We start from the raw sequence: 10,613 nt of genomic DNA on the forward strand, positions 1-10,613 counted from the left end.
ACCATCCTATCAATCCCTGGATCAGCCTCCTCCGTTTCTCTTCAAGTACTTACCCGCGTCTTCTCCTCCATGCTGGCTTAAGTAAGTGCCATTCCTTCTAGTGCCGCATTATTGACGTTAGGTATTGTTATCGTGCTGATCATGCCGGGTCCAACCAATACCTTGTTCGCTACTGCCGGACTGCAGCGGGGAATGCGGCGCTCAGTTCACCTGATTGGTGCCGAATTTTCCGGCTACCTGGTGTCGATTTCGGTGCTGGGGTTTTTTCTCGCGCATGCGGCAACTTCGCTAACCTGGATACCGGCGCTTTTGCGTATTGCCAGCAGTCTGTATCTTGCCTTCCTCTCAGTTCGCATGTGGCAAACCGCGAGCGCATTTCCTTCAACGACGCAAAAGACAATCGGCCTGCGCACGCTGTTTGTTGCAACACTACTCAATCCAAAAGCCATCCTGTTCGCCGGCACCATCTTTCCAGCGGCTGCGTTCGAGAGCTTGCCCACCTATCTTGAAGCGATGGCAATCTTCACCGTCGCACTGGTCCCAACCGGCCTCGCGTGGATCGCATTTGGCGCAGCGCTCGGTAGTGGCCAGTTGATGCGGGTCAGTCCTGTCCACCTGCAGCGTGGTGCATCCATCGTCCTGGCTGCCTTTTCTTTGTCGCTAGCGTGGACGGTAGTACATCAGGTGGTCCAGTTCCGGGCGTAGCCTACCTGCCGACGGAGGTGGTAGCCGATTCACTCACCCGCCGGCGCCCCGCCAAGGATCACGGTCCAGCCCAACCCGCGCACGTTGCGAATCACGCCCTGGCCGAACTTCTTCCGCACAGAGTGGATGAGTACGTCGACGGCATTGCTCTCGACCTCCTTGCCCCATCCATACAGCTTGTCTTCGATCTGGCTGCGCGAAAAGATCGTGCCGGGATGCTCCAGCAACGCATGCATCAGCGCGAATTCACGAGCAGAGAGCACGCCAACCTTGTCGCCGAATGTGAGCGTCCGCTGGTCGAGATTCAGGTTGATCGTGTCGTCACCGAGCCGCGACACGGCATAGCCCGCCTTGCGTCGCAAGACGGCGCGAATTCGCGCCAGCAGTTCGCCCACTTCGAAAGGCTTCAGCAGATAATCATCCGCCCCAATATCCAGACCTTCAATGCGCGAGTCGAGGTCGTCGCGCGCCGTCAGGATCAGGACTGGCACGGCGTTGCCACCGGCTCGAGCCGAGCGCAGCAGCTCGATTCCCGACATCCCCGGCAAGCCAAGATCGAGCAGTACGACGGTATATTCGGCCGCTTCCATTGCGGCGCGGCCAGCGAGGCCGTCGCGCACCCAGTCGACGCTGTAGCTTGCGTCCTTTAGTGCGCGCATCAGGCTTTGCCCGATCTGAAGATCGTCTTCAACCAGAAGGACTCTCATGCGTCTCTCCTATGCGGATAGGGGTCCGCGCCCGCGGATTTCGCCATAGTACCCGTGTGCCTATTTATGTCGATCCAAGAGATCCCGCGGGCGTCCCTGCCAGCGGAAAACTGACTGCCGCGACCACACCCGAGCGGCCATCGCTGCGGTTGCGAATGACTGCGTCGCCACCGTATTTCTGGGTGATGGACTTCACGATGGACAGCCCGAGACCGGTGCCCTCGACATCCAGATTCGCCCGAAAGAAGCGGTCGAACACGCGCGGCAACAGTTCCTGAGGAATGCCCGGACCCGTATCCGTCACTTCGACCCACATCATATTGCCTTCCGTGCGCATGCCAAGATCAATCGTGCCGCCATTCGGCGTGTAGCGGACTGCGTTGCTGACCAGATTCTTGACCGCGACCGAAACATCCGCGCCGGGCGCCGCGACTTTGGCCACCACCATTTCTTCCGCGCCAATATCGATGCCGCGCGCCGCGGCGATCGGCAGCACATCCGATACCGACTCGACGACGATTCGCGAGACATCCGTGGGTTCGATCGTGCCGCCCAATAAAGGCGCATCCGCCCGCGCGAGCCGCAATAGTTGTGCGATCAACGCACTGCTTCGCCCGATGCCGCTTCGCAATTCGTTAAATCGCTCCTGGTTACCTGGGACGATGTGCGGCTGAAGATTATCCGCCTGCAACTGCAACGCGGTAAGCGGGGTCCGTAATTCATGCGCGGCATCCGCAATGAACTTCCGTTCCGCTTCGATTGACTGCGCGAGACGCTCGATCATCCGGTTGATCGAATCGATGAAGGGCAGCAACTCGGTCGGCACCCCCGCCGACGGCAGCGGCTTCAGGTGGGACGCGTCGATCCCCTGGACCTCTTCGCCGAGCTGCTTCATTTTGCGCAACGACATACGCACAATCAGCAGCACCGCGCCAAGCACCAGCGGCAGCAACACGAGGGTCGGCCACAAGGTGTTGAGTGCGGTTTCGCGTTCCAGTTCGTCGCGCACCGACGAGCGTTGTGCAATCTGGATCAGCATGCCCACATCGCGCAGCGTGTAGATTCGCCACCTCTCGCCAGCGACCATATGTGAACTGAAACCGGCAGCGGCGTCCTCTGGCAGTTGCAGCGATGGATCAGTAGAACGCAGCGGCACTTCGCTGCCTGGCTTATGGATCGTGATCACAATGTCGCGGCTGGGCTGTGAGCCGCGCGAGGGTGTCGCAGGAATCGTCTCGGCCAGTCCATTGCGCATGCGCACGGCGACCTGCTCGAGCCGCAGATCGAGCAGCGCACTCATCCCCGCGCGGCACAACTGGTACGAGCTGATGCCTTGCGCAATCGCCACGGCGCTGACCAGCAAGCCCAGCGCAATCACCAGGTTATTTCTCAGAGAAGGTTTCATTTGACTTCGCAAAGGACAAGCCAGTCCGTTCATTCCCATCGACGGACCACGTAAATGTATGCCGGGGATGTCCGGCGCTGCGCGGCACACGGTCGGGTTGCACGCTCATTTTCCCCTCATTCTCCTCGGCGAAGATAGGTCATCCGAATCAATGATTCGCCTGACCCGACCGAAAGGATGTTCATCATGTTCATGCTCTTCAACCGCCGCGCCAACGTCACTTATAGCAAACCGGCCGTTATGTCCGCTGTGCCCATGCAGCCGGCAAAAGCGGGCCCTGCGCTCGGAAGCGGCGCTGTGGCCGCTGAACAACCGGCCACCTATGAAGAGTTATTGCCGTACCTGGTGCTGGCAATGGCCATATCCGTCTGAAATGTCTGCTTCGTTGATCAAGGACCGTTGCGATTCCGGTCCACTAACACTCGGGGAGCACATCATGCTCGTAACGCTCGAATGGCTGTTCGACATCTCACTGGCCGTCACCAGCGCTGCAGCGACGGGCTCGATTTTCCTGCTGCTGCTCGAACTCGGCAAGGTGGCACGCAAGCACTTTGTCCAGCAACACGTCGGAGCCAGGTTGGCCAAATTGGCACACCTCGCAAGTCGCCGCGAGCTGCTCTACTAAACACCTCGCGCGGTCGTAAGCGCTGCGAGGTGGATGTAGCTGCGCTCCTCTCGGATCAATGCAGATGCAACGAGTTCAGCAGATCGGACAGACCAAGCCACAAGATCTGTACACCAATACAAAAGATCGCGAAGGCGAAGAGACGCATCGCCACCTGCGTGCCTGACGGCCCCAGCAGCCGCTCCATGTACCCGGCGAAGCGCACGCACAGGTAAATGCTGACGCAAAGCAATCCCAAAGCAACGCCCACACCGATGAAATGGACTGGCTGCAAGCCCTTTTCTGGCGAGCCGGTACCTAGCGCAATGGCGACGGAAATCGATCCCGGCCCTACGGTCACGGGCAGGGTGAACGGATAGAAGGCCTTGATCCGCAGTGTCGGGTCGCCGCCCGTCCCCGCTTCCGGTTGTGCCTCACTACTATCGTCCCCCGACGACTGCAGCAGATTCCAGCCGGCCATCGCGATGATAAATCCCCCGGCGACGCGCAGGACCGCGATGGAAATGCCGAGAAACGACAGCAGATACGCCCCCACCGACAATGAAGCCAACAGGATCACAAAACTATTAATCGCGATGCGTCGCGCCAACTCCGCACGCTCGGCGAGCGTCGCGTGCGGAACCATACTCAGAATGATGAAAGCGGCCGCCGGTGGATTGATGATCGGGAAAAGCGACGCGAAGATCAGCAAAACGGTTTTCGTCAGTTCGTGAAGCATGGTTGGCGTCCGGTAGACAGGTCACGTGCTCGCGGTGTGGTCGGATTTTACCCAACAGCCACGGATGAACACTGCTGCCTGCGCCAGAGCTGCACGCGCTTCGGGAATGAACGGCGCGAAACAATGCCACGCGTGCGGCATCGCATGCCATTCTGCGAATTCCACGCGAGTGCCTGCCCGTTGCAGTTTGGCGGCAAGCGCATGCGCGTCTTCGTTCAAGCCTTCGGAGTCGCTGGTCTGAATGTGAATGGGCGGCAATCCATGCAATTTTGCCCGCGCGGGCGACGCCAGTGTCTCGAACGGCCTTACGTTGCGTAGATACATTTGCGCGGCCACCTCCATAGCGGTGCGATTCATCGACAACACATTGTGCTTCGCACGCCAGACGGTTGTCAGATCCGCCCACGGCGATAACAGCACGGCGCCGGCAGGCAGCGGCTCGCCGGCGTCGCGCAACGCCACTAGCGCCGCCAACGCAAGCCCTCCGCCGGCGGAATCTCCGGCAAACACAATCGAGCTTGGCGCAATCCGCCGTGCAAGCAATGTCCGATAAGCATGCAGGGTGTCCTGCAGTGCAGCAGGGAACGGATGCTCGGGCGCAAGACTGTAGTCCAGTGCGAACACCGCCGAACCAGACGCACGCGCCAACTCGACGGTTACCGCTCGATGCGTCGCGGGCGAGCCCAAATAGTACGCGCCACCGTGCAGAAACAGCACGACACGCTCCGTGTGTGCTGAGGCGGCGGCCTCCGGTCTGATCCACTCACCCTTCAATTTAACGTCGACGTTCCGGCGCACCTGCGAATGAAGCAGGCGCATCGCGCACCGGGCCGGCCATGTATATCGATGCGTGCGCGACCGGATGGTATAGATATCAGGCGCTGAACGGCGGCTAGAACCGAACTGCAGCGCCATCACCAGCGGGATCGTGCGGCGCAGCCACGCTGCTTGCCAGCTCTCGGAACGGCGAGGCATCGCCGCGCTTTCGGTGCGTAGCGGGGAAGTAGTCGGTTGGTAATCCGGAATATTCATGGTCAGTCAATCGAAAAAAAAGAGCCGGCGCGAGAAACGCGAGCGTGCGCCGTTGTTTAGATGACGCCGCGCTCGCTCAGGTAAAGCACGCGCTCAACCTGTTGCAACCTCGGCGGCCTCGTACCTCAACGACGCCAGTAACCATATCCGCCGTGCCAGCCTCCGTAGTAACCCCCATACCAGGCCGGATGTCCGTAATAGCCAACGACCACGGGCGCCGTGTAGACCGGCGGCGGTGGCGGTGCGTAATACACAGGCGGCGGCGCATAAACCGGTGCCACAGGGACTAGCGGCACAACCGGATACGCCGGGCCGGGGACACCTACGCCGATGCCGACAAACACATGCGCCTGCGCACAACTCACGAGGCCGACTCCGAGGGCCGCAGCAACGGCCAGTTGTCGAATGAGTTTCATCTTTGCTCTCCTTGTCTCTGATGACAGTCTGTTGACCGCATCGAATGACTGCATTGTGGTGAGACAAAGTGAGCCACGAATTAGGAACACGCCCGCGGCGGCCCCACGCCAATACGGCCTTTTTGAACCTGTGGCTGCTCATTTTCGGCTCATTCTTCGCGCCTACGATCTGGTCCATCGACGAACGGTGCTGTCATTCCTGACCCATCCAGACCGTACGCCGCAACCCTGGCGACGAAGTGGAGCGATCTCCGAAGCGTCGCACTCACGACTGGAGCACATCATGTTTGCCAACTTTGCGAAGCGTCTAGGCGCGCTGTTCGTCAACACCGAGGAACTGCAACGCGACACCTATCTGGCCTCGTCCACCGATTTCGTTGATCTCGAACATCGCATGTACGTCGTTGAAACGGCCCATTACCCGTTCACTTTGTATTCGGCCAGCGCACCGCACGAATGGAAGGTCTGATCGGGCTCCCCGCCGCGCCCCCCCTATTTCGGGGGCGCCCACGTGCCCAATAGCCACCCATCTTCCATACATTTTTTCAATGGAAAGATGTCTTGACCGAAGCATGTCGTGGAATCAGAATCTTACCACTGGAAAGATTTAACGGCTAGCCCTTCGAAATTCATAGCGTCTCAGGGTTGCCACGGAAATCGTCCAGACCCGCTCCCAACGTTTGCCGCTGAAATGCGCAGCCCCGGATCGCGTCGATGCAATCGAGACGCGCCCTCCTGCCGCCATTGCTCTCCACTTAACTGCTTAACCATTGATTCATTTTTATGTCCTCAGAAACCCATGCCATAGGCTCAACCCAATCTTTGCGCCGCCGTAGTTCATTTCGCTTCGCCTCACTGGTCGCCGCCGTCCTCGCCGCCGTCACGCTTGCTGGGTGCGGCGGGAGCGGAGGCGGCGGCGGTTCACCGAACCCACCGCCGCCTGTGAACCCGACCTCCAGCATCAGCATTTTTGCCGGCAACCCCAATGCGACAGGCGCGGTCGACGGCCCCGCCGCTTCCGCGCAATTCAACACGCCCACGGGTGTTGCAGTCGACTCTGCCGGCAACGTCTATGTGGCCGACAACAACAACTTCACGATCCGCAAAATCAGCGGCGGCACGGTCTCGACTTTCGCGGGCTCTGCCGGCACGGAGGGTTCGGCGGACGGCACCGGCAGTACGGCGTCGTTTGAAGGGCCCGCGCATATCGCGATCTCGCCTGCCGGCAACCTGTACGTGACCGATGTGGGCCAGGCGGTGACCGTGCGTGAGATCACGCCGGCCGGGCAGGTCACGACCCTCGTCGATCCCCGCACCGGCCAGGCCTTGCAGACCGACGATAGCGCCGAAATCGCCGCCGACCATGCCGGCAACATCTACGTCTTTACCGTCGCGCAGGCCACAGGTGCTCACGTGCTCACGCAGATCACTCCCGCAGGCGCGGTCAACGTGATTTCGCTGACCACGGCGGCGGGCACGCCGCTCGGACTCGTGCTGCCGTCCGGACTGGCCGTGGACTCGGCCAACAACGTCTATATTGCCGATGAGGATCCCGAGGGCAATGCGGGCGTGCTGTACAAGGTGACGCTGAACGGCACCACCGGGACGGCCACGACACTGGCGGGCTCACTGTCGATTTCGGGCGCATCGGACGGGCCCGGCAATTCCGCGACGTTCAACGGCTTGTCGTCCCTGGTAGTGGACCCGTCGGGCAACATTTACGCCAATGACTTCAATAACTGGGAGATTCGCGAGATATCCCCAGCGGGCGTGGTCAGCACCTTCGCTGGCTCGCTCACGCAAACCGGCCTGAGTCTTGGACCGCTGCCAGGCAGCCTGCCGTCCATCGATCAACTCGCGTGGTACGGGCAGTCGCTCTACACGGCCGATTTCGACGACAACGTCATCCTGCAACTCAGCCCGGCGCCGTAACGCAGCGCGAAACCTGCCAGGGAAATCCACCCATGTGGCCCGACGTGGCGATCACTGCCCGACATGTGCCGGGCGTGCTCGCCACGTTTTCAAATCCTCTGTCAGTCCCACCTTTTGCGGAGCACCGACATGCTATCCACTGTTTCGACCCAAAGACTGTTACGAGAAATGTTCAGCGAAATGGTCGTCAAGGAAGACGCCTCGCTAATTTCTCACTACTACCACCCAGGCTTCCTGCTCGAAACCAATGGGCAACGTCAGGATTACCAAACGTTTTCCCAGGGACACGAAAAGGTATACGCCACCCCGATTACCTATGAGATTCGCTACGACGAAGCATCGTGGGTGGAAAGCGCGGAGAGTGTTGCCGTGCGGGTGTGGATCAAGACGCAGCGACCGAATGAGGACGCGACGGAATTCGAGGTCGTGCTGATCGCTGCGTATGTCGATGGCAGGATCCATCGCGTATGGGAATTGACCTCGCCGGACTGGACGACGGTCAAGGCGTTCAAGGATTATTCCTGATGAGACGGGGCGCACTCATCTTCACGACGGAAAGATTTTGACTTTTCCCGTCCGGTCGGTCACCATATCTTTTCACTGTAAAAATCCGGACCCGATCTACCGTATGAATGACGCGCCTTCACGCCGCAAAGCTCTCACGCCGTCGAAACACCCTGCCGAAGTCGCCAAATCCCCTCGCGACAAGCCCTATCACCATGGTTCGCTGCCCCACGCGCTTCTCGATGCGGCGGAGCTTGTCCTGCGCAGAGATGGCATCCGCGGTCTGACTTTACGCGCCATTGCACGGGAAGCGGGTGTGTCGCACACGGCGCCCCAGCATCACTTCGGCGACACCGCGGGCGTACTGAGCGAGCTAGCCGCAAGCGGTCACCGGCGGCTGGCCTCTGTTATGGCGGACAACGCCGCCGGCACCGAGCCCGGCCAGCCGCGACGCAAAGCGATTGCCCGCGGTTACGTGAGCTTCGCGAGGGCCAATCCCGCTCTGCTGCACCTGATGTCACGCGGCGAAATGCTCGACGCGACCCGGCCGTCGCTGGTCGAAGCGCGGCGCGCATCGGCACGTGCGCTGGCCGGTGTGTTCGATGAAGAAGCGGCCGCAAATGCAGAGGACGGTTCCGGCGCATTCAGCAGGATCGACGCGGCGCAGGCCATCGCCATGACTGCCGCGTGGGCCTACGTTCACGGGCTCGCGTTGCTGCTGATCGATGGGCGTCTGAACGCGCTGGCCAATTCAGCCGAGGGCATAGAGAACGCGGAAGCGCTGGTGGACGCGGCCATCGAACACGTTCAGGTCATTTCCGCCGCCCCGGGCAAGAGCAAAGCGCGAAGCGGTTGATCCTGGCGCTCGTCCACGCAGCAGGAGGTCGGCATCAAGCAAGAGCCAGCGTTCGCAAGTTCATCTAACTACCGCACGACAGGCAATAGTTACCTTCGCAACGAGCGGCCATCCCTTGCCCCGCAAATTCGACCTATGCAGTGGAGGCGCTTTCCCCACTCATAGGGTCTACCTTTAGTACCGCCTCAAGCAGTTTCGAAGTCCCGTTGTGATTGCAGTCAGCCACATGCTAAAGTCCAATGCGCACATCGGCGGCCTGACGTAGCGCGGGTAAAACACTATGGCCGGCGCTTTGCGCCATCTGCTGACCACTGACTGGGGACACTGTATGCAAACGCTTGGCGGAACGCGTCTCGCCCGACTCTTCAACGAACGACAAAGCGAGTTACTCGGCGAATGGGTGGCCCAGCAGTACGCGATTACATCGCGGCGCGGCGGCGTACCCGAAGCGCAGTTGCGTAATCAGTTCGTGCAGTTCGTCGACCTCGTCTGTGCTGCCCTCGGCTCATCCGAGCAGGTCGACTTCAATACGCCCACGTGGGACGAAGTGCGCAACTTCCTTGCAGAAGTCTCGGAGCAACGAGCGCGGCAAGGTTTTACGCCCGTAGAAACCGCCATGTTCGTGTTCTCGCTCAAGGAACCGCTCTTCGCGCGCTTGCGCGGCGCACTGGCCGCCGATCCCGCCACCCTCGCCGAACTGACCTGGACCATCAGCACGCTATTCGATGCGATGGGCCTTTACACCACGGAAGTCTTCCAGACGAGCCGCGAGCAGGTCATCGTCCGTCAGCAACAGGAACTGCTCGAATTGTCCACGCCGGTGGTTCAGCTGTGGGAAGGTATTCTGGCGTTGCCACTGATTGGCACGCTGGATTCCGCGCGCACCCAGGTGGTGATGGAGAGCCTGCTGCAAAAGATCGTCGAGACCGGCGCCGCCATCGCGATCATCGACATCACAGGCGTGCCCACGGTTGATACCCTCGTTGCCCAGCATCTGCTCAAGACAGTCGCGGCCGCACGACTCATGGGCGCGGATTGCGTCATCAGCGGGATTCGCCCGCAGATTGCGCAGACCATCGTGCATCTCGGCGTGAATCTGCAGAATGTCGTCACCAAAGCCACGCTCGCCGACGCATTCATTGTCGCGTTGAAGCGCACCGGTAAATCGGTGTCGGGCGGAGCCCCGGTAGCCGAAGCACCGGGCGCGCCGGGTCCGTTGCGCGGCAACCAGTTCGTCGGCTACTGACGCCGGCTCACGCGGACTCCACCGGACCACGACCATGGAACGCATTCCAATTCTGCGGATGGGCAAGCTACTGCTTGTCACCATCCAGGTTGACATGCACGACCGCCTGGCCATGACGCTGCAGGACGATTTGACGAGCCGCATTGTCAAGGACGGCGCCAAAGGCGTGCTGATCGACATTTCGTCGCTCGACGTGGTGGACTCGTTCATTGGCCGGATGATCGGCGACACCGCCGCGATGGCACGCGTACTCGACGCGGAAACGGTGGTGGTCGGCATGCAGCCGTCCGTCGCCATTACGCTGGTCGAACTCGGACTTGCGCTGCCAGGCGTGCGCACCGCGTTGAACGTGGAAAAGGGTATGGCGTTGCTGACCGGCACGGCATCGCTTTGAGCACCATTCCTGGCAAGACAAACGGGGCCGCCGCCTTGTCCTCCTCGACGAACAGCGATAAGACGCCAGGTCC

General features: G+C 60.7%; 14 protein-coding genes. 9 read left to right on the top strand and 5 right to left on the bottom strand.

Translation table 11 applies throughout. From position 1 onward, the window contains the following. Positions 1–141 precede the first annotated feature (141 nt). Complete coding sequence (locus tag P3T40_RS42930) at positions 142–705, top strand: LysE family translocator (RefSeq protein ID WP_429273738.1); 564 nt, start codon at positions 142–144, stop codon at positions 703–705. Between the two features lie 29 nt (positions 706–734). Here the strand turns inward: P3T40_RS42930 and P3T40_RS42935 are convergent, their stop codons facing one another. Further along, positions 735–1,412, bottom strand: a complete 678-nt coding sequence (locus tag P3T40_RS42935; protein ID WP_429273739.1) for a response regulator transcription factor — start codon at positions 1,410–1,412, stop codon at positions 735–737. 64 nt (positions 1,413–1,476) lie between these two features. Next, entirely contained in the window at positions 1,477–2,817 is a 1,341-nt protein-coding gene (locus tag P3T40_RS42940) for a sensor histidine kinase (protein ID WP_429273740.1), read from the bottom strand. Between the two features lie 186 nt (positions 2,818–3,003). On the opposite strand from P3T40_RS42940, the gene P3T40_RS42945 reads away from it, so the two are divergent. Next, positions 3,004–3,189 (top strand): hypothetical protein, encoded by a 186-nt coding sequence (locus P3T40_RS42945; protein ID WP_429273741.1) that lies wholly within the window; start codon positions 3,004–3,006, stop codon positions 3,187–3,189. Between the two features lie 64 nt (positions 3,190–3,253). Next, entirely contained in the window at positions 3,254–3,442 is a 189-nt protein-coding gene (locus tag P3T40_RS42950) for a hypothetical protein (RefSeq protein WP_429273742.1), read from the top strand. Between the two features lie 55 nt (positions 3,443–3,497). Here the strand turns inward: P3T40_RS42950 and P3T40_RS42955 are convergent, their stop codons facing one another. The 3 genes from P3T40_RS42955 to P3T40_RS42965 form a co-directional block, all read right to left on the bottom strand. Next, positions 3,498–4,160, bottom strand: coding sequence for a MarC family protein (locus tag P3T40_RS42955; RefSeq protein ID WP_429273743.1), 663 nt, complete (start codon positions 4,158–4,160; stop codon positions 3,498–3,500). A gap of 21 nt (positions 4,161–4,181) precedes the next feature. Next, positions 4,182–5,192, bottom strand: coding sequence for an alpha/beta hydrolase (locus tag P3T40_RS42960; RefSeq protein ID WP_429273744.1), 1,011 nt, complete (start codon positions 5,190–5,192; stop codon positions 4,182–4,184). A gap of 125 nt (positions 5,193–5,317) precedes the next feature. Beyond that, positions 5,318–5,608 carry a hypothetical protein gene (locus P3T40_RS42965; protein WP_429273745.1) on the bottom strand — a complete coding sequence of 97 codons (291 nt, stop codon included), beginning with the start codon at positions 5,606–5,608 and terminating at the stop codon, positions 5,318–5,320. Between the two features lie 283 nt (positions 5,609–5,891). Between P3T40_RS42965 and P3T40_RS42970 the strand changes: the two genes are divergently transcribed. The 6 genes from P3T40_RS42970 to P3T40_RS42995 all read left to right on the top strand — a co-directional run bounded on the left by P3T40_RS42970 (position 5,892) and on the right by P3T40_RS42995 (position 10,540). Continuing rightward, complete coding sequence (locus P3T40_RS42970; RefSeq protein WP_429273746.1) at positions 5,892–6,077, top strand: DUF3563 family protein; 186 nt, start codon at positions 5,892–5,894, stop codon at positions 6,075–6,077. Positions 6,078–6,391: 314 nt separating this feature from the next. Beyond that, positions 6,392–7,540, top strand: a complete 1,149-nt coding sequence (locus P3T40_RS42975) for a hypothetical protein (protein ID WP_429273747.1) — start codon at positions 6,392–6,394, stop codon at positions 7,538–7,540. 129 nt (positions 7,541–7,669) lie between these two features. Beyond that, entirely contained in the window at positions 7,670–8,065 is a 396-nt protein-coding gene (locus P3T40_RS42980; RefSeq protein WP_429273748.1) for a hypothetical protein, read from the top strand. Between the two features lie 103 nt (positions 8,066–8,168). After that, positions 8,169–8,900 (top strand): TetR/AcrR family transcriptional regulator, encoded by a 732-nt coding sequence (locus tag P3T40_RS42985; RefSeq protein WP_429273749.1) that lies wholly within the window; start codon positions 8,169–8,171, stop codon positions 8,898–8,900. 328 nt (positions 8,901–9,228) lie between these two features. After that, positions 9,229–10,146 (top strand): STAS domain-containing protein, encoded by a 918-nt coding sequence (locus P3T40_RS42990; protein WP_429273750.1) that lies wholly within the window; start codon positions 9,229–9,231, stop codon positions 10,144–10,146. 34 nt (positions 10,147–10,180) lie between these two features. After that, on the top strand, positions 10,181–10,540 hold the full coding sequence (locus P3T40_RS42995) for an STAS domain-containing protein (protein WP_429273751.1): 360 nt from the start codon (positions 10,181–10,183) through the stop codon (positions 10,538–10,540). The last annotated feature ends 73 nt before the right edge of the window (positions 10,541–10,613 follow it).

Origin of the sequence: Paraburkholderia sp. EB58 (genome assembly GCF_050436665.1) — a bacterium.
In the GTDB taxonomy this organism is placed as follows: Bacteria; Pseudomonadota; Gammaproteobacteria; order Burkholderiales; family Burkholderiaceae; genus Paraburkholderia.

Coding starts and splice junctions, on each gene's coding strand:
- P3T40_RS42930 (WP_429273738.1), top strand. CDS start 142: ATGCCGGGTCCAACCAATACCTTGTTCGCTACTGCCGGACTGCAGCGG.
- P3T40_RS42935 (WP_429273739.1), bottom strand. CDS start 1,412: ATGAGAGTCCTTCTGGTTGAAGACGATCTTCAGATCGGGCAAAGCCTG.
- P3T40_RS42940 (WP_429273740.1), bottom strand. CDS start 2,817: ATGAAACCTTCTCTGAGAAATAACCTGGTGATTGCGCTGGGCTTGCTG.
- P3T40_RS42945 (WP_429273741.1), top strand. CDS start 3,004: ATGTTCATGCTCTTCAACCGCCGCGCCAACGTCACTTATAGCAAACCG.
- P3T40_RS42950 (WP_429273742.1), top strand. CDS start 3,254: ATGCTCGTAACGCTCGAATGGCTGTTCGACATCTCACTGGCCGTCACC.
- P3T40_RS42955 (WP_429273743.1), bottom strand. CDS start 4,160: ATGCTTCACGAACTGACGAAAACCGTTTTGCTGATCTTCGCGTCGCTT.
- P3T40_RS42960 (WP_429273744.1), bottom strand. CDS start 5,192: ATGAATATTCCGGATTACCAACCGACTACTTCCCCGCTACGCACCGAA.
- P3T40_RS42965 (WP_429273745.1), bottom strand. CDS start 5,608: ATGAAACTCATTCGACAACTGGCCGTTGCTGCGGCCCTCGGAGTCGGC.
- P3T40_RS42970 (WP_429273746.1), top strand. CDS start 5,892: ATGTTTGCCAACTTTGCGAAGCGTCTAGGCGCGCTGTTCGTCAACACC.
- P3T40_RS42975 (WP_429273747.1), top strand. CDS start 6,392: ATGTCCTCAGAAACCCATGCCATAGGCTCAACCCAATCTTTGCGCCGC.
- P3T40_RS42980 (WP_429273748.1), top strand. CDS start 7,670: ATGCTATCCACTGTTTCGACCCAAAGACTGTTACGAGAAATGTTCAGC.
- P3T40_RS42985 (WP_429273749.1), top strand. CDS start 8,169: ATGAATGACGCGCCTTCACGCCGCAAAGCTCTCACGCCGTCGAAACAC.
- P3T40_RS42990 (WP_429273750.1), top strand. CDS start 9,229: ATGCAAACGCTTGGCGGAACGCGTCTCGCCCGACTCTTCAACGAACGA.
- P3T40_RS42995 (WP_429273751.1), top strand. CDS start 10,181: ATGGAACGCATTCCAATTCTGCGGATGGGCAAGCTACTGCTTGTCACC.